Here is a 24,979-nt window from a genome sequence, read left to right on the forward strand (position 1 = left end):
CTCCGTGGCGACGCAGCGCCGGGCCGCCCGCGCGGCCGGCGCCGTGCGCTCAATCGTATTCGTCGGACAAAAAGGACTTGCCATCGGCCGTCAGGTCGACCCGGTCGGCCGCCGCCTGGTAGATCAGCCCCTCGTTCAGCAACGCGTAAACGACGTCGTCGAACGCAGCGGGAACCGGCCGGCTTTCACCGAACTGGTCGATCCATTTCAGCGCCTCGATGGCTTCGGGGGAAAGGATGGGGGTCATGCGTTGGCCTCCGGCATCGGTGTCGCTCCATCCTAGCACTTCGTCCGAGCGTCGAATACCAACGCAAACGCGCTGCGCAAATGCGGGCGGCGCCAACGGGCAGGTTGCCCGCGGCGCCGCGCCGGTGCAGGACACGCGGGCTCAGAGGCGCGCGATCGATACTTCGGTCGATTTCACGAGCGCGACGACTTCCGCGCCCACCTTCAGTTCGAGTTCGTCAACCGAACGGGTCGTGATCACCGACGTGACGATGCCGAACGGCGTCTCGACGTCAACCTCGGAAACCACCGATCCGCGAATGATCTCCTTGACCTTGCCCTTGAACTGGTTACGTACGTTGATTGCAGTGATGCTCATCAGGTTGATCGCTCCGAAGAAAAGATCTCAGAACGGGCGGCCGCTGCCGCCCGGATTTAAACGGCCCAGCGGATCTGCCCGACCGGTCGAACGTTGTCTGTCTCATGCGGTGCGCCGTGGTCGGCCGCACCGGGCCCGCCGGCGAGCACGCGTTTCAGCACGCGATCCTCGAGCGCCGCAAACGCGGCCGACGCGCGGGCGCGCGGCCGGTCGAGCGGCACCGGCTGATCCAGCGCCACCCGCCCCTGCTCGATGAGCAGGATGCGGTCGCCGAGCGCGACGGCCTCCTGCACGTCGTGCGTAACGAGGAGCGCGGTGAATCGATGCTCACGCCACAACCGCTCGATCAGCGCGTGCATCTCGATACGGGTCAGTGCGTCGAGCGCGCCGAGCGGCTCGTCGAGCAACAACAGTTGGGGCCGGTGCACGAGCGCACGGGCCAGCGCGACACGCTGCCGCTGGCCGCCCGACAGTTGCGCGGGCCAGTCGTTCGCGCGTTCCAGCAGCCCGACTTCATCGAGCACCGCACGTGCCTGGTCGCGCGCGCCGCGCCCGAGCCCCAGCATCACGTTCTGCAGCACGGTCTTCCACGGCAGCAGGCGCGCATCCTGGTACATGATCCGCGTATCGAGTTCGCCGCCGCCCTCGCCGCGCGTCTGGAGCGTGCCGCTGCTCGGCTGCTCGAGTCCCGCCACGAGACGCAGCAGCGTCGATTTCCCGCAGCCGCTGCGGCCGACGATCGCGACGAAACTGCCGCGCGCGATGCCGAGCTCGACGTTGTCGAGCACCGTGCGTGCCCCGAAGCGCTTGCTGACGCCCGACAGTGTCACGGCATCGTCGGGCGCCAGGCTTCCTGGCCGTCGCCGCGCGAGCGGAACGACGGATGCGCTGCCGTCACGTTCGAGAACCGCTGCGTCCCGCGCGTCGCCGTCCGCGACACGCGCCTGCGCCAGTTCGGCCTCGAGGTCTGCGCCGGCGAGCGGGCCGTAGGCGGCCGCCGAAGTCGTCGCATTCATGCCTTTGCTCCTGATTGATAAGCGGGGTGCCAGCGCAGCGTCACACGCTCGAGCCATTTCGCCAGTACATCGGCCAGCTTGCCGAGCACCGCGTACAGCAGGATGCCGACCACCACCACGTCGGTTTGCAGGAATTCACGCGCGTTCATCGTCATGTAGCCGATGCCCGACTGCGCGGAGATCGTTTCCGCGACGATCAGCATCACCCACATCAGCCCGAGCGCAAAGCGCACGCCGACGAGAATCGACGGCAACGCACCAGGCAGGATCACGTCGCGGTACAGCGCAAAGCCGCGTACGCCGTAGCTCTTCGCCATCTCGATCAGGTTTGCATCGACCGAGCGGATCCCGTGGTACGTGTTGATGTAGACCGGGAAGAACACCCCGAGCGCAACGAGGAACAGCTTCGCCTTCTCGTCGATGCCGAACCACAGGATCACGAGCGGAATCATCGCGAGCGCCGGGATGTTGCGGATCATCTGGATCGTCGAATCGAGCGCGACCTCGGCCGCCTTCGACAAGCCGGTCGCAAGCCCCAGCGCGAGGCCGACGCCGCCACCGATCGCGAAACCGAACAGCGCACGCCAGGTGCTGACCTTCACGTTCGCCCACATTTCACCCGACGTCACGAGCGACCAGGCCGCTCGCACGACCGCCACGGGCTCGGGCAGCACGCGGGTCGACAGCCAGCCGGTGCGCGCACCGACTTCCCATGCCGCCAGCAGCGCGAGCGGCACGAGCCACGGTGCGACGCCGCGCCATGCGCGGGCAGCCACGGCCGCGCCCGTCGTCGACGTTTTCGTTGTCATCGCAGGCCTCCTGTCGCTCAGCTCTGGGCCGCTTTCGGCAGATAGCTGTTGCCGACGATCTCGCCGAACGGGCCCGACAGCGGGCCAGTCGCCTTCGCCGCGCCGTTGCCCTTGATCAGCGGGAATACGAGTTCCGCAAAACGGTACGACTCCTCCAGGTGCGGATAACCGGACAGGATGAAGGTCTCGATGCCGAGATCCGCGTATTCGCGCATGCGCTCCGCGACCTGCTCCGGATTGCCGACGAGCGCGGTGCCCGCGCCGCCGCGCACGAGGCCGACGCCGGCCCACAGGTTCGGGTACACCTCGAGCGCCTCGCGGCCGCCGCGCTTGCCGCCGTGCAGCGCGGCCATCCGGCGCTGGCCTTCCGAATCCATGTTCGCGAACGCCTTCTGCGCGCGTGCAATGGTTTCGTCGTCGAGGCGGCTGATCAGGCGCTCGGCGTCGCGCCATGCTTCGTCCTCGGTCTCGCGCACGATCACGTGCAGACGAATGCCGAACTTGATCTTGCGGCCGCGCGCCTCGGCGCGGGCGCGAATATCGGCGATCTTCTTCGCGACGGCCTCGGGCGGCTCGCCCCAGGTCAGGTAGGTGTCGATGTGATCGGCCGCGATCTCGTGCGCAGCCGGCGACGAGCCGCCGAACCACAACGGCGGATGCGGACGCTGCACGGGCGGATACAGCGCCTTGCCGCCTTTCGACTGCAGATGCTTGCCGATGTAGTCGAACCCGCCGTTGTCGTGCGACGCGGACAGCAGCCCGCGCCAGATGTTCAGGAAGTCGTCGGTGATTTCATAGCGCGTGTCGTGATCCGCGAACAGGCCGTCGCCTTCGAGCTCGGCGGCATCGCCGCCCGTCACGACGTTGATCAGCAGGCGGCCGCCCGACAGGCGGTCGAACGTCGCGGCCATCCGCGCGGACAGCCCCGGCGATGCGATGCCGGGACGGACCGCGACCAGGAATTTCAGGCGCTGCGTCGCCGGGATGAGGCTCGATGCAACGACCCACGCATCCTCGCAGGAACGGCCGGTCGGCAGCAGCACGCCCTCGTAGCCGAGCGTATCGGCCGCCACCGCGACCTGCTTGAAGTAATCGTAATCCGCGGCGCGCGCACCTTCGGCCGTACCGAGATAGCGGCTGTCGCCGTGCGTGGGGATAAACCAGAACACATTCATCTGCTGCTCCTGCTTGACTGTCCTTGCCGGAATTTGAAAAAGACACCGCCCTGCTCGCGTCGCGGATGAGCGGCGCATGCATGGTGTGCGTTCGAATCGGGATGGCTCGCCGGTCAGGCCGTGCAGCGGGCGAGGACGCGATTGCACGGCTGTTTCTGGGAAATCAGTCTAGGGATCGGTGCAGGGCTTTGGAACGATTTTTTTGAGCTTAGGTTTTCCGCTTTCGTGATTAGCACGACGCTGGAGCGAATATCGCGGCGGGCGGGCCCTATAATGGCGCACCTATCCGAATAACTCCGCGCGGACGGCCCCGGCCGTGCGCGCCTGCGGTGCACTCATCGATGCAGAAAGTCATCCTGCCATTCCTGTCCGGCTTCCTGGCCGCCCTGTTCTTCCGCGAAGCCACGCTCGCACTCCTTCATACGGCCGACCTGATCGCCGCAACCGGCTTCTCCACGCAGCCGTTCGCGCCGCTCGGCATTCCTGAATTTGTCGCGAATGCGCTGATCAGCGCGTGCTGTGCGATCCCGATGGCATGGCTGCTGCGCGTCTCGCCGGAACGCGAGGCCTCGTGGATCGGCGCGCTGGTGTTCGGCGGCATCGTGCTGACGGCCGCCCGCGTGTTCGCGATCGATCCGCTGCGCGGCATCTGGCCGTCGGGCAACATGATGCCCGTGCTCGCAGCCGGCTTCGCGGCGAACGCGGTATGGGGCTTCGGCGCACTCGTGTTCATGCGCGCGTTCATGTCGGACGACGCAGGCGACGAGTAACGCGGTCGACACACATGAAAAAGGCTGCCTGCACACATGCAGGCAGCCTTTTCTTTTCCAGCTCGCGCTTCGGTCAGTCCGACCGACGTCAGTCCTGCAGCTTCCGCAGCGGATGCGTGTCCGGCGTCCACGGGCTGTCGAACATCGCGAGCACGTCCGCGCGATCGATATCGGCGGACGACTTGAAACGCCAGGCCGGCTGGTGGTCCTTGTCGACGATCAGCGCGCGCACGCCTTCGATCACGTCGCCGCGCGCGAACGTCGAGCGCGTGAGATCGAGATCGCGCCGCAGGCAATCGGCCATCGTTGCCCCACGGGCACGTTCGACGACTTCCAGCGATACGGCCATCGACAGTGGCGACAACTGTTCGCGCATCGCATGGGTCGCCTTCTCGACCCATCCGTCGACGGCTGCGCAATCCTGCTCGGTGTCGAGCGACGCGAGGATCGCGCCGATGTCCGGCTGCGCGAAATGCCGGTCGATCCCGGCACGCGCGTCGGCCAGCGCCGACGTGTCCGGCGTCGGCACGACCTTGTGTGCGGCCGCCGCGTCGGCCACGCAGGCGACCGCCTGCTCGCCGCTGTCGATGCGCGCGCTGCGCAGCGTATCGAGCAACGCCGGCAGCGCGGCATCGGGCAGATAGACGTCGGCGAGCTGCGCGTACAGCGCGGCGGCCGCGTCGAGCGTCGCGCCGGTCACGGCGAGATAGCGGCCGATCGCGCCGGGCGTGCGCGCGAGGAACCAGCTCATCCCGACGTCCGGGAACAGGCCGATACGCGTTTCCGGCATCGCCATCTTCGTCGAGTCGGTCACGACACGCAGGCCGCCCGTATGCCGCGCCGCCTGCGAAATCCCCATGCCGCCGCCCATCACGACGCCGTGCATCAACGCGATATAAGGCTTCGGATACGTGAAGATCGTGTGGTTCAGCGTGTATTCCTCGATGAAGAACGTGTCGACCGCATCGCGGTCGCCGCGCTGCCACGCATCGTGGAAGAAGCGCACGTCGCCGCCCGCGCAGAATGCGCGCGGATGCGGGCTGTGCACGACGACCGCGACGACCTCGGGATCGTCGCGCCACGCGTCGAGCGCCTGCTGCATCAGCCGGATCATGCCGACCGACAGCGCATTCAGCGCCTTCGGCCGGTTCAGTTCGAGAAAGCCGATTCGGTTCGCGACGGTCGCGCGCACGTCGGGTTGAGTGGATTCGGCGGAAACGGCATCGGAAGTGGAATCGGTCATGAGGGTCATCCGGCAAATGGCAGTCGCACGCTCAGTGCGCCTGCATCTTCGAAAACAGGTTCAGCACCACGACGCCGGCGATGATCAGGCCGAGGCCGATCACGGCCGGCAGGTCCGGCACCTGGCGATAGAGCAGCATCGCAACGAGCGTGATCAGCACGATGCCAGCGCCCGACCAGACTGCATAGATGATGCCGACGGGCATCGTGCGCAACGTGATCGACAGGCAGTAGAACGCGATGCCATAACCGGCGACGACCAGCGACGACGGCCAGAGGCGCGTGAAGCCGTCCGCCGCGCGCAGCGCCGACGTGCCGATCACTTCCGCGACGATCGCGATCGCGAGCCATGCGTAACCGGGAAGCTGCATCGCTCAGCTCCTTGCGAGGGCCAGCACGGCGTAGTCGTGGCCGAGCTCGGCACATAGCGCTTCGACGACGAATTCGTGGTCCGCGCGCTGCGGCAGCCCCGACGCGGTGATCGAGCCGATCACGCCGGCACCGGCGACGGTCAGCGGGAACGAGCCGCCGTGCGGCGAATATTCGGCGATCGGCAGCCCGTGCTTGTCGGCGAGCGTCGCGCCGGCCTGCTGCATGCGCAGGCCGATCGCGTACGAGCTGCGGCGGAAATGTGCGACGACGTTGCGCTTGCGGCGTACCCAGTCGGCATTGTCGGGCGTGGCGCCAGCCAGCGCCGCGTAGAACAGCGGCTGGCCGAACGTGACGATGTCGATCGCGATCGCATGGCCGCGCGACGTCGCAAGCGCGTGCATCCGGTTGCCGAGCGCCCACGCGCGGGCCGGGTCGAAATGGGGAAATACAAGCGCCTGTTCCTGCGCGCCGATCGATTGCAGATCGTGAGCGATGTCCATGAATCCGTCGATACAGTAATGAGAGTCGCAACAGCGCCGAAGCGATCGCGCACGGCCCCGCTGCCGAAGAAACGAAACAAACCGCTCGATTCTAGCGCACGCACCCGCCGTACCGTCCCCACAAGCGGCGACAAGAAATTGTCAGAAAGCGCTTGCACGCCTTCGGGTTACTCCTTATAATTCATTTCTTCGACGGACGCGGGGTGGAGCAGTCTGGCAGCTCGTCGGGCTCATAACCCGAAGGTCGTAGGTTCAAATCCTACCCCCGCAACCAACGTCCAGAATGATGCGAAAAGCCCGGCCCAGCGCCGGGCTTTTTGTTTTTCCGCCGCCCGCCCCGTCCCGCTTCGCGCGACACGCGGCCTGCACGCGCAGGCGTTCAAGAATGCCGCGCCCCGGTGATACACTCGCATCACCTCGTCCCTTCCACTCGACATGAAATTCTGCTCCGTCTGCGGTCACGAAGTCCTCGCGCGCATTCCTCCGGGTGACAATCGCGAGCGCTTCGTCTGCGATCACTGCGGCACGATCCATTACCAGAATCCGCGCAACGTCGTTGGCACGGTGCCGGTCTGGGGCGATCAGATCCTGCTGTGCCGCCGCGCGATCGAACCGCGCTACGGGTTCTGGACGCTGCCCGCCGGCTTCATGGAAATGGGCGAGACGACGGCCGAAGCGGCCGCACGCGAAACGCTCGAGGAAGCCGGCGCGCGCGTCGAGGTGCAGAACCTGTTCACGCTGCTCAACGTGCCGCACGTGCATCAGGTCCACCTGTTCTACCTCGCGCGACTCACCGATCCGGCGTTCGAAGCCGGCGAGGAAAGCCTCGAAGTGAAGCTGTTCGATGAAGCCGACATCCCGTGGGACGAAATCGCGTTCCCGACCGTCAGCCAGACCCTGCGATTCTTCTTCGCCGATCGAGCCGCGGGCGACTACGGCGTGCACACCGGCGATATCTTCCGCTCGCTGCGCAACGGCTGAGCCCCTGCACCATGGTCCCCTGGCTCGGCCCGGACGATCCGTTTCCGCCCATCGAACGCGCGCTCGGTCCCGCGACCGGCGCGCCCGGGCTGCTCGCCGCGAGCGCCGACCTGCTGCCGTCGCGCCTCATCGACGCATACCTGCGCGGCATCTTCCCGTGGTATTCCGACGGCCAGCCCGTGCTGTGGTGGAGCCCCGACCCGCGCATGATCCTCGTGCCGGCCGAATTCAAGGTGTCGCCTTCGCTGCGCAAGACATTGAAGCGCGTGCTGCGCGAGCCGGAATGGGAAGTGCGCGTCGACCACGACTTTCCGGGCGTGATGCGCGCATGCGCGCAGGCGCCGCGCCGAGGGCAGCGCGGCACGTGGATCACGGCCGAGATCATCGACGCGTACACGTCGCTCTACCGCTCCGGCAACGCGCACAGCATCGAAACGTGGCACGACGGGCGGCGCGTCGGCGGCCTGTACGGCGTGTCGTTCGGGCGAATGTTTTTCGGCGAATCGATGTACGCGGACGCGACCGATGCGTCGAAAATCGCGCTGGCCGCGCTCGTCGCACACCTTCGCGAGCAGGGGCTGGAAATGATAGACTGCCAGCAGAATACGTCGCATCTAGCGTCGCTCGGCGGCCGCGAGATCGCACGCAAGGCCTTTGTCGCTCACGTGCGCAGCGCGGTAGCCGAACCGCCGATTCCGTGGCAGTTCGACAAGCGCGTGCTCGTCGCGCTGACGGGCCGCGCCGAAACGGCGGCCCCCTCCGGGATCGAGCGCTAGCGCGGCACTCCCTCCCTGCAACGAGAGCTGCCCATGACTCACCCGACTGAGCTGCCGCTTTCACCGCTTTCGGCGCTGCAATTCTATGCAACGGCGCCCTATCCGTGCAGCTATCTGGACGGCCGCGTCGCGCGCTCGCAAGTCGCGACGCCGAGCCACCTGATCAACTCCGACATCTATACCGAGCTCGTGAAGGCCGGCTTCCGGCGCTCGGGCGTCTTCACGTATCGTCCGTACTGCGACGGCTGCCGTGCCTGCGTGCCGGTGCGCGTGCCCGTCGACGCGTTCGCGCCGTCGCGCACGCAGCGCAGGATGTGGAAACGGCACCGCACGCTCGTCGCGACGGTTTCGCCGCTGCACTACGACGAAGAGCACTACGCGCTCTACATGCGCTACCAGTCCGCACGCCACGCGGGCGGCGGCATGGATCGCGACAGCCGCGACCAGTACGAGCAATTCCTGCTGCAGAGCCGGATCAACTCGCGCCTCGTCGAATTCCGCGACCTCGACGCCGCGGGCGGCGAGCCCGGGAAGCTGCGCATGGTCAGCATGATCGACATCCTCGGCGACGGGCTGTCGTCCGTCTATACGTTCTTCGAGCCCGACGACCAGCACACGAGCTACGGCACCTACAACATCCTGTGGCAGATCGAGCAGGCGAAGAGCCTCGGCCTGCCCTACGTGTACCTCGGCTACTGGATCCGCGAGAGCCCGAAGATGGCCTACAAGGCGAACTTCCACCCGCTCGAAGGGCTGATTGACGGCCGCTGGAAGATACTCGATCCGGAACGGATCGACCTGCCGCCGGTCGACGCGGCGCTGGCCCGTGCGCCGTTGCCGGGCGGACATTCCGGCTCGGGCTGACGCGCGCCGCGAGGGTAACGAAGCGAAGCGCGCCCCTGCCGCCCAACTCCCGGTAAAATAGCGGGTTGTCATTCATTCCGGCTGTCCGCCCTATTCCCGTGTTCAGTTCCCTCTATCCGCTGGCCCGCGCATCCCTGTTCAAGATGGATGCGGAAGACGCTCACCACCTCACGCTGCGCGCGCTCGGCGCGGCCGGCCGCACGGGCCTTGCCTGCGCGCTGTCGGCCCGCGTGCCCGACGCACCGCGCACCGTGATGGGGCTCACGTTCCGCAACCCGGTCGGCCTTGCAGCCGGCCTCGACAAGGACGGCGCGGCCATCGACGGCCTCGCGGCGCTCGGCTTCGGCTTCATCGAAGTCGGGACGGTCACGCCGCGCCCGCAGCCCGGCAACCCGCGCCCGCGGATGTTCCGCCTGCCGCAGGCCGAAGCACTGATCAACCGGATGGGCTTCAACAACCACGGCGTCGACCAGTTCGTGAAGAACGTCCAGGCTGCCCGCTACCGCGGCATCCTTGGCCTGAACATCGGCAAGAACGCCGATACGCCGATCGAGCGCGCCGCCGAGGACTACCTGTACTGCCTCGAGCGCGTGTACCCGTTCGCGAGCTACGTGACGATCAACATCTCGTCGCCGAACACGAAGAACCTGCGCCAGCTGCAGGGTGCGGGCGAGCTCGACGCCCTGCTCGCGGCGCTGAAGGACAAGCAGCAGCGCCTCGCCGACCTGCACGGCAAGCTCGTGCCGCTCGCCCTGAAGATCGCGCCCGATCTCGACGACGAACAGGTCAAGGAAATCGGCGACACACTGCTGCGCCACAAGATCGAGGCGGTCATCGCCACCAACACGACGCTGTCGCGCGCGGCCGTCCAGGGCCTGCCGCACGCGGACGAAGCCGGCGGCCTGTCGGGCCGCCCCGTGTTCGACGCGTCGAACGAAGTGATCCGCAAGCTGCACGCCGAAGTCGGCAGTGAAGTGCCGATCATCGGCGTCGGCGGCATTTTCTCGGGCGAGGATGCCCGGGCGAAGCTCGCGGCCGGCGCGGCGCTGGTGCAGCTCTACACGGGGTTCATCTACCGCGGTCCCGCGCTCGTCGCGGAATGCGTGAAGGCCGTCGCCCGCGAACGCAGCGCGTAATATAGGCATAAACAAACGATATTTAGTGGTCGATTGTATTTTTGCTATGATCGACCTCGTTATCAGAATCAATGACCCGGACAGGGCAAGGAAACACACGATGAAGATTGCGCTGCTGAAGAAGTTGCTGGTTGCCGGCCTGATCGGCACGTCGTTCGCCGCTGCCACCGCGCATGCGGCCGACCTCCTCGACCAGGTGAAACAACGCGGCACGCTGCGGGTCGGCCTCGAAGGCACGTTCCCGCCGTTCAACTCGAAGAACCCGCAAGGCGAACTCGTCGGCTTCGACGTCGACATCGCGAAGGCCGTGGCCGCGAAGCTCGGCGTGAAGGCCGAATTCGTGACGACCGAATGGAGCGGCATCATCGCGGGCCTGCAGGCCGGCAAGTTCGACGTGATCGCCAACCAGGTCGGCATCACCGACAAGCGCAAGGAAACGCTCGACTTCTCGCCGGCGTACACGTACTCGTCCGCGCAACTGATCCAGCGCAACGACGATACGCGCCAGTTCAAGTCGCTTGAAGACCTGAAAGGCAAGAAGCTCGGCGTCGCGCTCGGCACGAACTACATGGACATGGCGAAGTCGGTGCCGGGCATCGACGTGAAGACGTACCCGGGCGCGCCCGAGTACCTGCGCGATCTTGCGGCCGGCCGTCTCGATGCGGCGCTCAACGACCGCCTGATGCTCGCGTACCTGACGAAGAACTCGCAACTGCCGCTGCGCCCGGGCGCGAACGTCGGTTCGGCGAACCCGTCGGGCATCCCGTTCAAGAAGGGCAACCCGAAGTTCCAGAAGGCGATCGACGACGCGATGGCGCAACTCGAGGCCGACGGCACCTTCACGAAGATCTCGGACAAGTGGTTCGGCATCGACGTGACGAAGCCGATCAAGTAAGCACGCCTGCATTTTCCCGCCTGACGGCGGGCCGGAAAGGGCGGCATCCGTAACGATGCCGCCCTTTGTTTTATGCGTCCGGTTTATGATTGCGCTTTCGCGCACGCATTCGATTCGTATTCCATGTCGACAACGTCCCTGCTCGTCCAATCGCTGCCGGTGCTCGCCCAGGGCGCCGTTCTGACCGTCAAGTTCGCCGTCCTGTCGATGGTGTTCGGCCTGCTTGGCGCCGTCGTGCTCGCGATGATGGGCATCCGGCAAAGCGAAGCGCTCGACGGCTTCGAACGCATCTGGGTCAACGCGCTCGCGTGGCTGGCACGCGCGTACGTGAGCCTGATGCGCGGCACGCCGCTGCTCGTCCAGATCTTCGTCATCTATTACGGGCTGCCGAGCCTCGGCATCTCGCTCGACCCGACGCCCGCCGGCGTAATCGCGCTGTCCGCGAACGTCGCGGCCTACATGTCGGAAAGCATGCGCGGTGCGATCAACGGGATCGCGCGCGGCCAATGGCTCGCCGCGTACAGCCTCGGGTTGTCGTGGGGGCAGACGCTGCGCTACGTGATCGGTCCGCAGGCGCTGCGCATCGCGGTACCGAGCCTGTCGAACAGCCTGATCAGCCTGATCAAGGACACGTCGCTCGTGTCCGTGATCACCGTGACCGAACTGCTGCGCAGCGCGCAGGAAGTGATCGCGGCGACCTATCAGCCGCTGCCGCTCTATCTCGCCGCCGCGGCCGTGTACTGGATCCTGTGCCAGATCCTCGAATGGGTGCAGCGCTGGTACGAAAAGCGCCTGTCGCTGCCGTCGCGGCATTGAGCGCACGCCGTCCGCCGGGCCGCGCGCGCGTGCCCGGCTCCCGCCTTCCCGCTTACTCGCCCGAATAACGCACCCCGAGCGCCGCGCGCGCGGCATCGGTCATCGCGATCATCTGCCGCGAATGGTCGTGCGTCATGATCGGGCTTTCGGTCTTGCCCGCGCGCAGCAGGTCGCAGAAATGCGCGGTCTCGTAGTTCAGCCCGCCGCCGTCGACAGGCGCATCGAGTTCGACGGTGCGCCCGTCCGCATAGCGAATCGTCGCACGCGCGGGGTTCCACCATTTCTCGTGAATCGTCACGTGGCCGCCGGCCGCGGCGATCAGCGCGTCGCCGCGCCCCATCACGTCGAGCCCGCAAAAGAGCTGCGCGATCCCGCCGTTCGCGTGCACGCTGTTCAGGCTTGCGAACAGGTCGACACCCGTTGCCCCGACGCGGCCGAGCGTCTGCACGTCGAGCGCCGCGCCGAGCCAGTCGACCGCGAGAAACGCCTCATAGATTCCGATATCGAGCAGTGCGCCGCCCGCGCGATCGAGGCGATAGACGGCATGGTCGTCCGGCACCGACGACGATGCACACCCTGCCCGCACGAGCCGGATCTCGCCGATCGGATCGTCATGCAGATGCGCACGTAACTGACGGTACAGCGGGAAGAACGGAGGCTTCATCGCCTCCATGAAAAGCCGCCCGGCGTCGCGTGCCGCACGCAGCACGGTGTCGAGCTGCGCCGCGTTCAGCGTCGCGGGCTTTTCGCACAGCACGGCCTTGCCGGCAGCAAGCGCGGCCAGCGTGTACTGCGCGTGACTGTCATGGAGCGTCGCGATGTAGACCGCGTCGATATCGCTCGTGAGGAGTGCTTCGAGGCTTGCGGCAGGCGTACCGCCGTACGCTCCGCAAAAGTCTGCCGCGGCATCGGCGCGGCGGGCCCAGGCACCGGTGAGCGTGGCGCCCGGCACATGCGCGAGGCTTTGCGCGAAACGGCGCGCGATGCTGCCTGCGCCAATGATGCCGAAGCGCACCGTGCGATGGTCGTTGTCGTTCATCCTGATCTTCCGTGTCGGTCGTATGACGGTGGCCGGCACGCTGCCGGCCGGCCGTCATGATAAACGGCCCGGCGGCACACGGATGAGGGACTCACGCAGCGTCAGGCGCGCACGGGCACGTCGACGGAGAAATCGCGCGAGATCTCGTCGGCGCTGAAATCGATCAGCGCGAGCGAAGCGGCTTCGGCTTCGCGCGGATCGCGACGCTCGATCGCGTCGACCACACGTGCATGCGCCTTCACGACGACATCGTGTGCACCTTCCTTCTGCACGACACGCGGATTCACGAGACGCACCGCACCGCGCACGATCGCCGCCATCTGCTGGAAAAACTGGTTGCCGCTCGCCTGCACGATCCGCGTGTGCAGCAACTCGTCCGCCGTGTCGTAGCCGGGGTCGCCCGGCTGCAGCACCTTGAACGCATCGAACGCTTCGCGGATGCTCGCGATGTCGCCAGCCGTCGCACGCACCGCCGCCTGCGCGGTCGCGCGCGGTTCGATCAGCATCCGGAATTCGATGACGTCGCGCATGAACTGCGGATCGGGTTTCGCCCGGAATCGCCAGCTCACCACGTCTTCGTCGATCATCCGCCAGTCGCGCATCGGCCGCACGCGCGTGCCGACTTTCGGACGCACGTCGAGCATGTCGCGTGCAAGCAACATCGATAGCGCTTCCCGCATCACGGTGCGACTCACATCGAACTCTTTCGACAGCACGTCCTGCGGCGGCAAGATGCCGCCATACTTGTCCTCGACGATACCCGAGACAAGCCCATCCATCACTTTCGCGACCAGTGACCGGTCTTTGCCCTGCTCCATGACACCTCCCCGTGCGTCGATTTGCGAACACCTGCTCCGCAGTTCCGCCGGCCCTGGTTACGACTGTTCTTATGATCTATAAGTTGATGAGTTCGACGATATTTCGCTATCTGGTAAACACCTGACAGGGTTATCCCTCTTTTTGACGGGGTGATTTATACGGCTAAAAATAAGGCCCGGGAAGCGCATTGCGCCTACCGGGCCCCGATTTCCACAAGATTTAAACATTCAGTCCATTACGACACGTGACGCATCATTACGGACTGCTTGCCATATCTTTCAATTAGCCGAATATACGATCGTTTCAACGCCGTTTTCCGTGCCGAGCAAGCACAGATTCGCACCGCGCTCGGCGAACAGGCCGACCGTCACGACGCCCGGCCATGCGTTCACCTGGGCTTCGAAACCGCGCGGATCGGCGATCTGCAGCCCCTTCACGTCGATGATCTCGTTGCCGTTGTCGGTGATGTACGGCGCACCGTCCTTCGTCACGCGCAGCACCGGCACGCCGCCGAGCGCGGTCACGCGCCGGCCGATCGCCGTGCGCGCCATCGGCACGACTTCGATCGGCAGCGGGAACGCGCCGAGCACCGGCACGCGCTTGCTGGCGTCCGCGATGCAGACGAACGTATCGGCCACCGACGCGACGATCTTCTCGCGCGTCAGCGCGCCGCCGCCGCCCTTGATCATCGCGCCGCTCGCGTCGATCTCGTCGGCGCCGTCGACGTACACCTGCAGCGAGTCGACCTCGTTCAGGTCGAACACCTTGATGCCGTGCGACTTCAGGCGTTCGGTCGTGGCGACGGAGCTCGACACGGCGCCGCGATAGCGCGCCTTGACGACGGCGAGTGCGTCAATGAAGCAGTTGGCGGTCGAGCCGGTGCCGACGCCGATCACGGCGCCTTCCGGCACGTTCTGGATCACGTAATCAGCGGCGGCCTGGCCGACGAGGCGTTTGAGTTCGTCTTGAGTCATGGAGTGGTAATGCTGCGGGATTGCGGAAAACCGCCAGTTTACCGGACTCGGCTGACGGCCCGCGTTTTTCGGCGTGCCGGGCACGGCGGATTCAGGGCGCGCCCGCATCGGGCGCGTTGTCCGCCGGTTGCGTGCCGGGGAAGTACTTGTCGAGCAACGCCTGCGCGATCGCGTCGGTTTCGGCGTCCGGGTTGCCCGCATAGTCGGACGGCCTGAAATGCATCTGGAACGCCGCGAACACGCGTCGCGTGCGTGCGTCGAGCACCCCGTCGGTGGCCACGTCGTAACCGTAGCGCGCGAGCTTGAGCTGCAGTTCGCGCACATCGACCGGCGCATGCGGATCACGCCCGCCGAGCCGCGCGGCCACGGCCGCATCGTCCGGCCACGCGCCGACGCCGGCTCGGGCCAGCGCATGCCAGGGAAACAGCGGCCCCGGATCGATCTTGCGTTGCGGCGCGATGTCGCTGTGCCCGACCACGCGCGTCGGCGGAATCCCGTAGCGCGCGACGATATCCTGCGAAAGCCGGATTAGCGCCGCGACCTGTTCGGGCGGATAGGGCTGCCAGGTGCGGTTTTGCGGATCGAGCGGCCCGCGGTTCACGTTCTCGATGCCGATCGACACCGCGTTCAGCTCGGTCGTGCCTTGCCACTCGCTGACGCCCGCATGCCATGCGCGCTCCGATTCCGGAACGAGTTGGTAGACGACCGGCATCCCGCGTTCGATGCGCGGCTGCGGCGGGATGACGTAATGCACGCTCACCGAGTCGCCCGTCAGCGTGCGCAGCGATTTCGCCTCGTCGCTTTCGGTGTAATGCATCACGAGAAAGCGGATCCGCGAATCGGCGCCGCGCGCGTGCAGGCTCGTGTCGGCGTAGTAGGTACCGCGTTCGACGAGCGACGGCGACGTGCAGGCAGCCAGCAGGCACAGCACGGCGCAGGATACGCCAGCGCGAAACAGGGTCATCGGTCGCGAGCTCCGGAGAGCCGCGTGCCGCATCGGATCGCGACACGCGTCGTTCGGGTCATTCGAGGCCCGCGCAGGGCGCGCGGGACGGGCTGCATCAGCCCTTCGCGCGCCGCTGGCGCACGGCTTCGTACAGGCATACGCCGCTTGCGACCGATACGTTCAGGCTTTCCACACTGCCGGCCATCGGAATGCTCATCACTTCGTCGCAGGTGTCGCGCGTCAGCCGGCGCATGCCTTCGCCTTCCGCGCCCATCACGAGCGCGACGGGGCCGTCGAGCTTGGTTTCGTAGAGCGTCGCCGATGCCTCGTCCGACGTGCCGATGATCCATACGCCGGCGTCCTTCAGCTCGCGCAGCGCACGGGCGAGGTTCGTCACCGTGATGTACGGCACCGTATCCGCTGCGCCGCTCGCCACCTTGGCCGCGGTTGCGTTCAGGCCGACCGCACGGTCGCGCGGCGCGATCACCGCGTGCGCGCCGGCCGAATCGGCGACACGCAGGCACGCGCCGAGGTTGTGCGGATCGGTGACACCGTCGAGCACCAGCAGCAGCGCGGGGCCCTGGATGCCGTCGAGCAGCTCGGACAGGTTCTGCGCGAGCGGGATGTCCTCGACACGCGCGACGACGCCCTGGTGACGCTCGGTATGCGCGAGGCCCCACAGGCGCGTTTCGTCGGCCGCGATCAGCCGCACGCCCGCTTCCTTCGCGGTGTGCAGGAAGTCCTGCATGCGGCGGTCGCGGCGCGTCTGGTCGTACAGCACCTCCGCAACCGTCGATGCATCGTGCCGCAAACGTGCGGTCACCGCATGAAAACCGTAAAGAACCTTCAGACGTGACATGACTGGAACAACCTTCGATCAAACGTGCGGCCGCGCGACGCGCGCAGCCGCGATCCATGGAAAAGGAAAGCGCCGCGTTGCCGGCTGATGACCGGTCACGCGGCGTCTCTCGATACTTCAGGGCGGGCGCTGGCGCCGCCCCGAACGCTCAGTACTTCTTGCGAGCGCGTGTCTTCTTCGCGGTCGGCTTCGCCGCCGCACCGCCACCGCTGCCCCCCTTCTTGCGCGCGGCGCGTGCTTCCTTCACCGCGACGCTCGGCGCACTCGCGGCCTTCTTGTGGCGCGGCGCGGGCTCGTCCACCTGCGGCAGCGTGCGTACACGCGGGCCATTGCCGCGGTCGACACCGCCGCCAGCGGAAGCCGGCGCGGGCGACGGACGCGGCGCCTTCACCGGCGTATCGCGCACGAGGCGGAAGTCGATCTTGCGTGCATCGAGATCGACGCGGCTCACCTGCACGCGCACCCGATCCGACAGGCGGTAGCGGATGCCCGTGCGTTCACCGCGCAGTTCGTTCTTGATCTCGTCGTACTGGAAGTAGTCCGAGCCGAGTTCCGTGACGTGCACGAGCCCTTCGATGAAGAGCGTGTCGAGCTGCACGAAGATGCCGAACGACGTGACGCCGTTCACCATCCCGCCGTACTCCTCGCCGAGCTTGTCGCGCATGAAGTAGCACTTGAGCCAGGCCTCGACGTCACGCGATGCTTCATCCGCGCGGCGCTCGTTCGCCGAGCAGTGCAGGCCGAGCTCTTCCCAGATCGCCGTGTTCGAACGCGAGCGGCCGCGCGATTCGTCGTCGGCCTGCTGCATCGCGCGGGCGCGCGGCGACAGCGCGGTGTTCAGCTCGAAGCCGTCCGGCGCCTTCGGCGTGTACTTCTTGCCGGACAGGATCGCGTAGATCGCGCGGTGCGTGAGCAAGTCCGGATAACGGCGGATCGGGCTCGTGAAGTGCGCGTACGCCTCGTAGGCCAGGCCAAAGTGACCGATGTTGTCCGGGCTGTAGACGGCCTGCTGCATCGAGCGCAGCAGCATCGGCTGCAGCATCTGCGCGTCGGGCCGGTCGCGAATTTGCGCCATCAGCGCCGCGTAGTCGCTCGCATGCGGCTTCTCGCCGCCGCCGAGCGACAGGCCCATGCCGCGCAGGAACGCACGCAGGTTCTCGAGCTTCTCCGGCGTCGGCCCCGCGTGCACGCGGTACAGGCCCGGATGCTTGTGACGCTTCAGGAAGTCGGCCGCGCAGACGTTCGCGGCCAGCATGCATTCCTCGATCAGCTTGTGCGCATCGTTACGCTGGCGCGGCACGATCTGCTCGATCTTGCCCTGCGAGTTGCAGACGATGTAGGTCTCGGTCGTGTCGAAGTCGATCGCGCCACGCTTCTGCCGCGCGGCGAACAGCGACTTGTAGACGCCGTACAGGTCCTGCAGGTGCGGCAGCAGGTCTGCGCGGCGCGCGGCCTCCGGCCCCTTCGTGTTCGACAGGACGGCGGCGACTTCGGTGTACGTCAGGCGCGCCGCCGAATGGATGACGGCCGGATAGAACTGGTACGCCTTGATCTCGCCGCGCGCGGTGATCACCATGTCGCACGCGAGCACGCAGCGGTCGACCTGCGGATTCAGCGAGCACAGGCCGTTCGACAGCTTCTCCGGCAGCATCGGAATCACGCGGCGCGGGAAGTAGACCGACGTGCTGCGCTCGAGCGCGTCGGCATCGAGCCCGCTGCCCGGCTGTACGTAGTGCGACACGTCGGCGATCGCGACGATCAGCCGGTAGCCGTCGCCGCGGCCGACCTTGACCGGCTCGCAGTAGACGGCGTCGTCGAAGTCGCGGGCGTCCTCGCCGTCGATCGTCACGAGCGGCACGTCGCGCAGGTCGACGCGGAAACGCAGGTCGGTCGGCCGCACCTTGTCGGGCAGCGCGGCGGCTTCGTCGAGCGCCGGCTGGCTGAACTCGTGCGGCACGCCGTACTTGCGCACCGCGATTTCGATTTCCATGCCCGGATCGTCGATGTCGCCGAGCACCTCGACGACACGGCCGAGCGGCTGCGAATGGCGGCTAGGGAAATCGGTCAGCTCGACGACGACGACCTGCCCGACCTTCGCCTTCTTCACGTTCTGCGTGATCAGGATGTCGTGGCCGATGCGCTTGTCTTCCGGTGCGACGATCAGCGCGCCGTTCTCGTTGAGCAGGCGGCCGATCACGCGCTTGTTCGCGCGCTCGGTGACTTCGACGACATGCCCTTCCGGACGGCCGCGGCGATCGTAGCCGACGATCCGCGCGAGCACGCGATCGTTGTGCATCACCTTCTGCATTTCGCCGTTCGGCAGGAACAGGTCGTCCTGGCCGTCGTCGCGGATCACGAACCCGTAGCCGTCGCGATGCCCCTGCACGCGCCCGGCGACGAAGTTCGACGGATGGGTCAACTGGTAATGGCCGCGCTTGTCGAGGCGGATCTGGCCGTCGCGTTCCATCGCGGCGACACGCCGGAAGAACCCCTCGCGCTCCTGACGCTTGATCGACAGTGCTTCTGCGATGTCGTTGGCGGCCAGCGGCGCGTCGCTCGTACGCAGCACGCCGAGAATCTCTTCACGGCTCGGAATGGGGTACGGATATTTGCTCAAGGGTTTATCGATGGTTGTTCTCGTTGCGTTGATTGATGGTGCACGGCATCAACATAGAGGTGTCCTTCAGACAGTTCTATATTGACGGCGGCGGGTCATTCTATCACCCGCCTGTGTCACCAAATGACCGGAATGCCGCCAGCCGGCGCGGCGGAGCCCGGTTTGCGATGCATCGCAAAAAAGTGTTGACACGAATAATTGGGGCGCTATAATTTCGCTTCTTTGCAGCAAGCAGCTACTGCAAAACGTGCCCAGGTGGCGGAATTGGTAGACGCACTAGGTTCAGGTCCTAGCGGTGGCAACATCGTGGAGGTTCGAGTCCTCTCCTGGGCACCATCTGTTTTTTGAAAAGGTCGGCTTTTAGCCGGCCTTTTTTCATTTCAAGCCCAGGAAGCAAAGCGCCTGCGCGCTTTGCGTGAGGACTCGAAAGGCTGCGCTTGCAAGCGCAGCCGGGGTCGCGCATGTGTGACCGAGTCCTCTCCTGGGCACCATCTGTTTTTTGAAAAGGTCGGCTTCTAGCCGGCCTTTTTTCATTTCCGGCCCAGGAAACGCCGCTCGGCTCATTCGCCGATGAACTTGCGCAGCAGGCGGGTCAGTTCATCAAACCCGGCCTTCGAAAATTTCCGCAAGCGGGCATTGAGCACCTTCTGCGCAATCTCCGGGATCTGCACGGCAACTGCCTGCCCCGCTTCGGTCAGCGCGATGCTCACCACCCGCCGATCGCTCACGCTGCGTCAACGCTCGACGAGCCCCTTGTGCTCCATGCGCATATCAAATCGCAAGCAGGAGACATCGATCGGGCGCCCTCGCCTTCTCTTATGCCTGCCAGCCGGATCGATAGCAGAATTTATCGGTTATCGTCCGCCCGCCTCGTTGGTACGTTAGCCGGCTCGCTTCGATGCAACGAACCAGGAGCACGATCCATGACGTCGATGAACCGCCGCGCATTTACGCGCGTGTTGCTGGCCGCAGGTCTCACTGTCGCCGGCGTCCGAACGCAAGCCGAGAACGCACCCGATGGGTTGCGTATCGGCTACCAGAAATCATCGACGCTCATCACGCTGCTCAAGACGCGCGGCACCCTTGAACGGGCACTCGCGCCGTTCGGCTTGCGCTTGTCGTGGCATGAATTCGCGAGCGGATTGCCGCTGACCGAAGCGCTCAACGTTGGCGCCGTCGATTTCAGTGCCGACGTGGCCGACACGGTTCCGGCGTTCGCGCAGGCCGCGCATGCACGTTTCGTGTACGTCGCGCAGGAAGCGCCTTCGCCGAAGGCACAGGCGATCGTCGTCAAGCAGGACGGCGCACTGCGCACGCTCGCCGATCTCAGGGGCAAGCGCATTGCGGTCACGAAGGCAGCCGGCAGCCATTACCTGCTGCTTGCCGCGCTCGCACGCGCGAAGCTCGGGCCCGCCGATGCGACGATCCACTACCTGACGCCCGCGGACGGCCGCGCGGCGTTCGAGCGCGGCAGCGTGGACGCGTGGATCACGTGGGATCCCTATGTCGCGTCGGTCGACCAGAATCCCGACGTGCGGATTCTGGCCGACGGCAACGGACTCGCGTCGTACCAGCGCTACTACCTCGCATCCAGCAGTTTCGCCGCCGCGCGGCCCGACGTCGTCCAGATCCTGTTCGACCAGCTGTCGCAGGCGGGCACATGGCTGCGCGACCACCCGCAGGAGGCTGCGAACACCCTCGCGCCGATCTGGGGGCTCGACGCGACGACGATCGAGCGCGCGAACGCGCGGCGTAGTTATCTCGTCCGTGCGGTGGCGCCGCAAAATTTCGGCGAGCAGCAGCAGATCGCCGACACGTTCCTGGCCGCCGGACTGCTGCCCGCCCGCGTCGATACGAGCCAGGCGCAGCGCTGGAATTTCGCTGCGAAACGGGCGGAACCGGTTGGTGTGTGAGTGGGCGTTCAGCGAAGGGCGATAATTTTCATCGTCGTCGATGAAATGGTGTTGACAGCCCCTTCGAACACGCTATAATTGCGTTCTTTCGCGATGCAGCAACAAGCGAAACGTGCCCAGGTGGCGGAATTGGTAGACGCACTAGGTTCAGGTCCTAGCGGTGGCAACATCGTGGAGGTTCGAGTCCTCTCCTGGGCACCATCTGTATTTAAAAAGGTCGGCTTCTAGCCGGCCTTTTTTCATTTCCAGCACCGGAAGCAAAGCACCTGCTCGCTTCGCGCGAGATCTCGAATGGCTGCGCTTGCAAGCGTGATCGAGCACCCCCTGCTGACCACCATCCGCTTTCTACTTTTTCATTTCCCGCATCCGGAAATGATGCGCTCACGCTCCCGGTCGGCATCCCAAGTTTTTCGACGATACACGTCGACCGCCGCAGTGTTTGCTCGCACTGCCCGACGCCTCGAACACGCCCGCCCAATTATTTTCGTTCGCGACCTCAAATTGTGTTGACAGCCCCTTCGAACACGCTATAATTGCGTTCTTTCGCGATGCAGCAACAAGCGAAACGTGCCCAGGTGGCGGAATTGGTAGACGCACTAGGTTCAGGTCCTAGCGGTGGCAACATCGTGGAGGTTCGAGTCCTCTCCTGGGCACCATCTGTATTTAAAAAGGTCGGCTTCTAGCCGGCCTTTTTTCATTTCCGGCCCAGGAAACATACCTCCCTCCTCATCCCCGACAGCAACCCAGTCGCTTCGGTTTGCGCGCCCCAGCGCCGGCGAGCCGTAACGGCATGCGGCAAATCCGGCGACGAGCCATTACCCGGTTAGGACCGCCTCACAAACCACCCCGAGCCCAATTTTCTCGATCTCCACGATCCATCCCCGATTCCGCACGCCCGCACCGCCATCCCTGCCCCCACCCAAAACCGGGATTTCCCTAGGCTGACATGACGTCGCTCACGCGGTTAAATAAATCAACGTGATTTATTTAATGCGCCACCGAACGGCGCACCATGGAAGGAGACACCATGAGAAGCCCGCACTTCGGCCAGGGAAGCAACTCGGCCAACGTGCGCCGTTACAACGAGCGCCTGCTGCTGAAGACGCTGCGTCGCGCGGGCAGCGCGTCGAAGGCAGACCTCGCCCGCCTTGCGAGCATGACGGGAACGGCGGTCGGCAGCATCATCGCGTCACTCGCCGACGCGAAGCTGATCGAATTCGCGGGCCGCACCGAAGGCCAGCGTGGCCAGCCAGCCTCGCTGATCCGCCTCGATCCGCGCGGCGCGTTCGGCATCGGCGTCCATCTCGACCGCATGCGCATCGAAACCGCACTCGTCAACTTCGCGGGCGACGTGCTCGGCCGTCGCTCGCACGACACGCTGCTGCCGCCGCCTGCCGACGTGCTCGAGATCGTCCGCCACGACATCGATGCGATGCAGGCCCTGCTTCCCGACCACGACCGAGCGCGCCTGACCGGCATCGGCGTCGCGCAGCCGTACAACCTCGGCGCATGGATGCGCGAACTCGGCCTCGCACCCGACACGTTCCGCGCGTGGGAAGACGTCGACTTCGCGGCCGACCTCGGTCGTACGTTGTCGCTTCCGGTGTTCGGGGAAAACGACGGCAACGCCGCCGCGATCGCCGAGCTGTTCTACGGATACGGCCGGCAGTGCGACGACTTCGTCTACCTGTTCATCGGGCCGGCAATCGGCGGCGGCATCGCGATCGATGGCGACTGCCTGCGCGGCGTGACCGGCAATGCGGGCGACATCGCCGTGATTCCCGTGCCACCGAGCCGGCTGGCTTCCGCGCCGCCGCCGCGCGGCCCGTGGGACATCCTGCTCGCGCGCGCGTCGTTGCACGCGCTGGTGCGCCATCTGCGCCATCACGGCGAAACGGTCGACAACCGGGCCGATCTCGAAGCGTGCATCGCCCGCGGCCTGCCGGCCGTCGACGAATGGATCGACGATTGCGTCGACGCGCTGGCGCCGGCGTTGCGCGCGGTGCTGTGCGTGGTCGACGCGCCGGTGGTCGTGCTCGACGCAGATACCGACGCGGGCCTGCTCGACGCGGTCACCACGCGCCTGCGCGCGGCACTCGTGGCCACCGCGCCCGAAGCGCGCGGCACGCCGGTGCTCGTACGCGGCACGTTCGGTGCCGACGCCGGTGCGATCGGTGCCGCCACGCTGCCGATGTTCTTCAACTTCTCCCCGCGGGCCGGCATCCTCAAGGGCGCCCGCACCGACTCGCAGGAGGTCAACCATGTCGCGATCTGAGTCGCCCCGCCCATTGCTCGAGATGCGCGGGATCAGCAAGACGTTCCCGGCCGTGCGCGCGCTCGACAACGTCAGCCTGACCGTCTATCCCGGCGAGATCCATTCGCTGATGGGCGAAAACGGCGCCGGCAAATCGACGCTGATGAAGATCCTGTCGGGCGCGTACCGCGCCGACGCCGGCGGCGAGATCCTGATCGACGGCCAACGCATCGACATCGACGGCCCGCTTGCCGCACGCGATGCGGGCGTCGCGGTGATCTACCAGGAGCTGTGCCTGTCGCCGAACCTGAGCGTCGCGGAAAACATCTACATCGGCCGCGAACTGCGGCGCGGCAACCGGCGCTGGGGCACGATCGACCGCGCGGCGATGGCGCGCGGCTGCGAGGACGTGCTCGCGCGCCTGGGCGCATCGTTCGGGCCCGACACGCTCGTCGGCACGCTGTCGATCGCGGAGCAGCAACTCGTCGAGATCGCACGCGCCGTGCACACCCGCGCGCGCATCCTCGTGATGGACGAGCCGACCACGCCGCTGTCGTCGCGCGAAACCGAGCACCTGTTCCGCCTGATCCGCCAGTTGCGCGAGGAAGGTCTCGCGATCATCTACATCAGCCACCGGATGGCGGAGATCTACGAGCTGTCCGACCGGGTGTCGGTGCTGCGCGACGGCGCATACGTCGGCACGCTCGAACGCGCATCGCTGTCGGCCGAGCGCCTCGTCGCGATGATGGTCGGCCGCGACATCTCCGGTTTCTACAAGAAGGAACACGCGCCATACGACCCCGGCCACCTGCTGCTGTCGGTCCGCGACATCGCCGACGGCGCGCGCGTGCGCGGCTGCAGCCTCGACCTGCATGCCGGCGAAGTGCTCGGCATCGCGGGGCTCGTCGGCGCAGGCCGCACCGAACTCGCGCGGCTGATCTTCGGCGCCGAACCGCGCGTGCGCGGCGACGTGAAGGTGGGCGAGCGCACGTTCGGCGCGCACTCACCACGCGACGCGATCGATGCGGGCCTCGTCTACCTGACCGAAGACCGCAAGCGCCAGGGCCTGTTCCTCGACATGAGCGTGCGCGACAACATCAACATCTCGGTCTGCAACCGCGATGCGCGGCTCGGTGCGCTCGACCTCGCGCGCGGCGCCGAACGCGCGAAGGACGCCATTGCGTCGCTGTCGATCCGCGTGCCGAACGCGAACGTCAACGTCGGCGCGCTGTCCGGCGGCAACCAGCAGAAAGTGCTGCTGTCGCGCCTGCTCGAGACGAAGCCGCGCGTGCTGATCCTCGATGAACCGACGCGCGGCGTCGACATCGGCGCGAAATCCGAGATCTACCGGATCATCAACGAACTGGCCCGGGCCGGCGTGGGTGTCATCGTGATCTCGAGCGAACTGCCGGAAATCATCGGTGTCGCCGACCGCGTGCTCGTGATGCGCGAAGGCGAGATCGCCGGCGAACTCGGCGGCTACACGCCCACGCCCATCACGCAGGAAGCCATCATCGCGCTCGCCACCGGCTCGCAAGCCGAACGCGTCGACGCGCACTGAGCCTCGCCTTCTTCATCTTCTTCTTACATTCAGGTTACCGA

24 protein-coding genes, 4 tRNA genes and 1 pseudogene are annotated in these 24,979 nt (G+C 66.2%); 14 read left to right on the plus strand and 15 right to left on the minus strand.

Translation table 11 applies throughout. The annotated features are described in order from the left end of the window. Nucleotides 1-49: 49 nt before the first annotated feature. From F3J15_RS16180 to ssuD, 5 genes are all read right to left on the minus strand, one after another. Nucleotides 50-247 (minus strand): hypothetical protein, encoded by a 198-nt coding sequence (locus tag F3J15_RS16180; RefSeq protein WP_027787628.1) that lies wholly within the window; start codon nucleotides 245-247, stop codon nucleotides 50-52. A 141-nt stretch (nucleotides 248-388) separates the two neighbouring features. Beyond that, entirely contained in the window at nucleotides 389-604 is a 216-nt protein-coding gene (locus F3J15_RS16185) for a TOBE domain-containing protein (RefSeq protein ID WP_006476104.1), read from the minus strand. Nucleotides 605-660: 56 nt separating this feature from the next. Further along, nucleotides 661-1,620 carry an ATP-binding cassette domain-containing protein gene (locus F3J15_RS16190; protein WP_166892453.1) on the minus strand — a complete coding sequence of 320 codons (960 nt, stop codon included), beginning with the start codon at nucleotides 1,618-1,620 and terminating at the stop codon, nucleotides 661-663. Continuing rightward, nucleotides 1,617-2,429, minus strand: a complete 813-nt coding sequence (gene ssuC / locus F3J15_RS16195; protein WP_043182674.1) for an aliphatic sulfonate ABC transporter permease SsuC — start codon at nucleotides 2,427-2,429, stop codon at nucleotides 1,617-1,619. Before ssuC ends, F3J15_RS16190 begins: the two co-directional genes overlap by 4 nt. Nucleotides 2,430-2,446: 17 nt before the next feature. Then, entirely contained in the window at nucleotides 2,447-3,604 is a 1,158-nt protein-coding gene (ssuD, locus tag F3J15_RS16200) for an FMNH2-dependent alkanesulfonate monooxygenase (RefSeq protein ID WP_166892457.1), read from the minus strand. A 341-nt stretch (nucleotides 3,605-3,945) separates the two neighbouring features. On the opposite strand from ssuD, the gene F3J15_RS16205 reads away from it, so the two are divergent. Next, a complete protein-coding gene (locus F3J15_RS16205; protein ID WP_006484223.1) occupies nucleotides 3,946-4,374 on the plus strand; it encodes a hypothetical protein in 429 nt (142 codons plus the stop codon). 88 nt (nucleotides 4,375-4,462) lie between these two features. Here the strand turns inward: F3J15_RS16205 and F3J15_RS16210 are convergent, their stop codons facing one another. The 3 genes from F3J15_RS16210 to F3J15_RS16220 are packed head-to-tail and all read right to left on the minus strand — an operon-like array spanning nucleotide 4,463 to nucleotide 6,488. Continuing rightward, a complete protein-coding gene (locus tag F3J15_RS16210) occupies nucleotides 4,463-5,617 on the minus strand; it encodes an enoyl-CoA hydratase/isomerase family protein (RefSeq protein ID WP_166892460.1) in 1,155 nt (384 codons plus the stop codon). 31 nt (nucleotides 5,618-5,648) lie between these two features. Next, on the minus strand, nucleotides 5,649-5,987 hold the full coding sequence (locus F3J15_RS16215; RefSeq protein WP_166892463.1) for a multidrug efflux SMR transporter: 339 nt from the start codon (nucleotides 5,985-5,987) through the stop codon (nucleotides 5,649-5,651). Between the two features lie 3 nt (nucleotides 5,988-5,990). Then, on the minus strand, nucleotides 5,991-6,488 hold the full coding sequence (locus tag F3J15_RS16220) for a heme-degrading domain-containing protein (RefSeq protein WP_011351856.1): 498 nt from the start codon (nucleotides 6,486-6,488) through the stop codon (nucleotides 5,991-5,993). A 197-nt stretch (nucleotides 6,489-6,685) separates the two neighbouring features. Between F3J15_RS16220 and F3J15_RS16225 the strand changes: the two genes are divergently transcribed. From F3J15_RS16225 to F3J15_RS16255, 7 genes are all read left to right on the plus strand, one after another. Beyond that, nucleotides 6,686-6,762, plus strand: a tRNA-Met gene (locus tag F3J15_RS16225). 161 nt (nucleotides 6,763-6,923) lie between these two features. Then, nucleotides 6,924-7,469: an NUDIX hydrolase gene (locus F3J15_RS16230; RefSeq protein ID WP_006484214.1), complete on the plus strand. Its 546-nt coding sequence runs from the start codon at nucleotides 6,924-6,926 to the stop codon at nucleotides 7,467-7,469. A gap of 11 nt (nucleotides 7,470-7,480) precedes the next feature. Further along, nucleotides 7,481-8,245 carry a leucyl/phenylalanyl-tRNA--protein transferase gene (gene aat, locus F3J15_RS16235; protein WP_166892466.1) on the plus strand — a complete coding sequence of 255 codons (765 nt, stop codon included), beginning with the start codon at nucleotides 7,481-7,483 and terminating at the stop codon, nucleotides 8,243-8,245. Nucleotides 8,246-8,278: 33 nt separating this feature from the next. Beyond that, nucleotides 8,279-9,109, plus strand: coding sequence for an arginyltransferase (locus F3J15_RS16240; protein WP_069247863.1), 831 nt, complete (start codon nucleotides 8,279-8,281; stop codon nucleotides 9,107-9,109). A 98-nt stretch (nucleotides 9,110-9,207) separates the two neighbouring features. Continuing rightward, a complete protein-coding gene (locus tag F3J15_RS16245; protein WP_089483916.1) occupies nucleotides 9,208-10,245 on the plus strand; it encodes a quinone-dependent dihydroorotate dehydrogenase in 1,038 nt (345 codons plus the stop codon). A 100-nt stretch (nucleotides 10,246-10,345) separates the two neighbouring features. Then, nucleotides 10,346-11,140, plus strand: a complete 795-nt coding sequence (locus F3J15_RS16250; protein ID WP_011351851.1) for a cystine ABC transporter substrate-binding protein — start codon at nucleotides 10,346-10,348, stop codon at nucleotides 11,138-11,140. A gap of 123 nt (nucleotides 11,141-11,263) precedes the next feature. Beyond that, nucleotides 11,264-11,956: an amino acid ABC transporter permease gene (locus tag F3J15_RS16255; RefSeq protein ID WP_006484207.1), complete on the plus strand. Its 693-nt coding sequence runs from the start codon at nucleotides 11,264-11,266 to the stop codon at nucleotides 11,954-11,956. 52 nt (nucleotides 11,957-12,008) lie between these two features. On the opposite strand, the gene F3J15_RS16260 is transcribed toward F3J15_RS16255, so the two are convergent. The 6 genes from F3J15_RS16260 to rnr form a co-directional block, all read right to left on the minus strand. Next, the gene (locus F3J15_RS16260; protein WP_166892469.1) at nucleotides 12,009-12,995 is read right to left on the minus strand and encodes a Gfo/Idh/MocA family oxidoreductase; all 987 of its coding nucleotides are present in this window, start codon (nucleotides 12,993-12,995) and stop codon (nucleotides 12,009-12,011) included. A 101-nt stretch (nucleotides 12,996-13,096) separates the two neighbouring features. Then, a complete protein-coding gene (locus F3J15_RS16265; protein ID WP_089445516.1) occupies nucleotides 13,097-13,813 on the minus strand; it encodes a FadR/GntR family transcriptional regulator in 717 nt (238 codons plus the stop codon). Nucleotides 13,814-14,092: 279 nt separating this feature from the next. Further along, nucleotides 14,093-14,788 carry a ribose-5-phosphate isomerase RpiA gene (gene rpiA, locus F3J15_RS16270; RefSeq protein ID WP_011351848.1) on the minus strand — a complete coding sequence of 232 codons (696 nt, stop codon included), beginning with the start codon at nucleotides 14,786-14,788 and terminating at the stop codon, nucleotides 14,093-14,095. A gap of 91 nt (nucleotides 14,789-14,879) precedes the next feature. Then, nucleotides 14,880-15,752, minus strand: a complete 873-nt coding sequence (locus tag F3J15_RS16275) for an N-acetylmuramoyl-L-alanine amidase (RefSeq protein WP_166892472.1) — start codon at nucleotides 15,750-15,752, stop codon at nucleotides 14,880-14,882. 97 nt (nucleotides 15,753-15,849) lie between these two features. Next, nucleotides 15,850-16,593 (minus strand): 23S rRNA (guanosine(2251)-2'-O)-methyltransferase RlmB, encoded by a 744-nt coding sequence (rlmB, locus tag F3J15_RS16280; protein ID WP_166892475.1) that lies wholly within the window; start codon nucleotides 16,591-16,593, stop codon nucleotides 15,850-15,852. A 148-nt stretch (nucleotides 16,594-16,741) separates the two neighbouring features. Continuing rightward, nucleotides 16,742-19,210, minus strand: coding sequence for a ribonuclease R (rnr, locus tag F3J15_RS16285; protein ID WP_069247857.1), 2,469 nt, complete (start codon nucleotides 19,208-19,210; stop codon nucleotides 16,742-16,744). Between the two features lie 249 nt (nucleotides 19,211-19,459). Between rnr and F3J15_RS16290 the strand changes: the two genes are divergently transcribed. Then, a tRNA-Leu gene (locus F3J15_RS16290) sits at nucleotides 19,460-19,546 on the plus strand. A gap of 224 nt (nucleotides 19,547-19,770) precedes the next feature. On the opposite strand, the pseudogene F3J15_RS16295 reads toward F3J15_RS16290, so the two are convergent. Next, nucleotides 19,771-19,977: pseudogene (locus tag F3J15_RS16295) on the minus strand (MarR family transcriptional regulator); the annotation flags it as partial. A gap of 156 nt (nucleotides 19,978-20,133) precedes the next feature. Here F3J15_RS16295 and F3J15_RS16300 point away from each other — a divergent pair. The 5 genes from F3J15_RS16300 to F3J15_RS16320 all read left to right on the plus strand — a co-directional run bounded on the left by F3J15_RS16300 (nucleotide 20,134) and on the right by F3J15_RS16320 (nucleotide 24,938). Next, the gene (locus tag F3J15_RS16300; RefSeq protein ID WP_089445514.1) at nucleotides 20,134-21,123 is read left to right on the plus strand and encodes an aliphatic sulfonate ABC transporter substrate-binding protein; all 990 of its coding nucleotides are present in this window, start codon (nucleotides 20,134-20,136) and stop codon (nucleotides 21,121-21,123) included. A 114-nt stretch (nucleotides 21,124-21,237) separates the two neighbouring features. Beyond that, nucleotides 21,238-21,324 (plus strand) — tRNA-Leu (locus F3J15_RS16305). A gap of 368 nt (nucleotides 21,325-21,692) precedes the next feature. Continuing rightward, a tRNA-Leu gene (locus F3J15_RS16310) sits at nucleotides 21,693-21,779 on the plus strand. 371 nt (nucleotides 21,780-22,150) lie between these two features. Beyond that, nucleotides 22,151-23,398, plus strand: coding sequence for an ROK family protein (locus tag F3J15_RS16315; protein WP_069249285.1), 1,248 nt, complete (start codon nucleotides 22,151-22,153; stop codon nucleotides 23,396-23,398). Further along, complete coding sequence (locus F3J15_RS16320) at nucleotides 23,385-24,938, plus strand: sugar ABC transporter ATP-binding protein (RefSeq protein WP_166892477.1); 1,554 nt, start codon at nucleotides 23,385-23,387, stop codon at nucleotides 24,936-24,938. Before F3J15_RS16315 ends, F3J15_RS16320 begins: the two co-directional genes overlap by 14 nt. Nucleotides 24,939-24,979 lie beyond the last annotated feature (41 nt).

This window comes from Burkholderia sp. Ap-955, assembly GCF_011753045.1.
Classification (GTDB): domain Bacteria; phylum Pseudomonadota; class Gammaproteobacteria; order Burkholderiales; family Burkholderiaceae; genus Burkholderia; species Burkholderia lata_D.

Excerpts from the sequence above, each read along its gene's own strand:
- ssuD (WP_166892457.1), bottom strand. The coding sequence starts at position 3,604 with ATGAATGTGTTCTGGTTTATCCCCACGCACGGCGACAGCCGCTATCTC.
- F3J15_RS16230 (WP_006484214.1), top strand. The coding sequence starts at position 6,924 with ATGAAATTCTGCTCCGTCTGCGGTCACGAAGTCCTCGCGCGCATTCCT.
- F3J15_RS16275 (WP_166892472.1), bottom strand. The coding sequence starts at position 15,752 with ATGACCCTGTTTCGCGCTGGCGTATCCTGCGCCGTGCTGTGCCTGCTG.
- F3J15_RS16260 (WP_166892469.1), bottom strand. The coding sequence starts at position 12,995 with ATGAACGACAACGACCATCGCACGGTGCGCTTCGGCATCATTGGCGCA.
- F3J15_RS16185 (WP_006476104.1), bottom strand. The coding sequence starts at position 604 with ATGAGCATCACTGCAATCAACGTACGTAACCAGTTCAAGGGCAAGGTC.
- ssuC (WP_043182674.1), bottom strand. The coding sequence starts at position 2,429 with ATGACAACGAAAACGTCGACGACGGGCGCGGCCGTGGCTGCCCGCGCA.
- F3J15_RS16180 (WP_027787628.1), bottom strand. The coding sequence starts at position 247 with ATGACCCCCATCCTTTCCCCCGAAGCCATCGAGGCGCTGAAATGGATC.
- F3J15_RS16250 (WP_011351851.1), top strand. The coding sequence starts at position 10,346 with ATGAAGATTGCGCTGCTGAAGAAGTTGCTGGTTGCCGGCCTGATCGGC.
- F3J15_RS16210 (WP_166892460.1), bottom strand. The coding sequence starts at position 5,617 with ATGACCGATTCCACTTCCGATGCCGTTTCCGCCGAATCCACTCAACCC.
- aat (WP_166892466.1), top strand. The coding sequence starts at position 7,481 with ATGGTCCCCTGGCTCGGCCCGGACGATCCGTTTCCGCCCATCGAACGC.
- F3J15_RS16300 (WP_089445514.1), top strand. The coding sequence starts at position 20,134 with ATGACGTCGATGAACCGCCGCGCATTTACGCGCGTGTTGCTGGCCGCA.
- F3J15_RS16220 (WP_011351856.1), bottom strand. The coding sequence starts at position 6,488 with ATGGACATCGCTCACGATCTGCAATCGATCGGCGCGCAGGAACAGGCG.
- F3J15_RS16190 (WP_166892453.1), bottom strand. The coding sequence starts at position 1,620 with ATGAATGCGACGACTTCGGCGGCCGCCTACGGCCCGCTCGCCGGCGCA.
- F3J15_RS16215 (WP_166892463.1), bottom strand. The coding sequence starts at position 5,987 with ATGCAGCTTCCCGGTTACGCATGGCTCGCGATCGCGATCGTCGCGGAA.
- rlmB (WP_166892475.1), bottom strand. The coding sequence starts at position 16,593 with ATGTCACGTCTGAAGGTTCTTTACGGTTTTCATGCGGTGACCGCACGT.
- F3J15_RS16205 (WP_006484223.1), top strand. The coding sequence starts at position 3,946 with ATGCAGAAAGTCATCCTGCCATTCCTGTCCGGCTTCCTGGCCGCCCTG.
- F3J15_RS16315 (WP_069249285.1), top strand. The coding sequence starts at position 22,151 with ATGAGAAGCCCGCACTTCGGCCAGGGAAGCAACTCGGCCAACGTGCGC.
- F3J15_RS16265 (WP_089445516.1), bottom strand. The coding sequence starts at position 13,813 with ATGGAGCAGGGCAAAGACCGGTCACTGGTCGCGAAAGTGATGGATGGG.
- F3J15_RS16240 (WP_069247863.1), top strand. The coding sequence starts at position 8,279 with ATGACTCACCCGACTGAGCTGCCGCTTTCACCGCTTTCGGCGCTGCAA.
- F3J15_RS16255 (WP_006484207.1), top strand. The coding sequence starts at position 11,264 with ATGTCGACAACGTCCCTGCTCGTCCAATCGCTGCCGGTGCTCGCCCAG.
- rpiA (WP_011351848.1), bottom strand. The coding sequence starts at position 14,788 with ATGACTCAAGACGAACTCAAACGCCTCGTCGGCCAGGCCGCCGCTGAT.
- F3J15_RS16320 (WP_166892477.1), top strand. The coding sequence starts at position 23,385 with ATGTCGCGATCTGAGTCGCCCCGCCCATTGCTCGAGATGCGCGGGATC.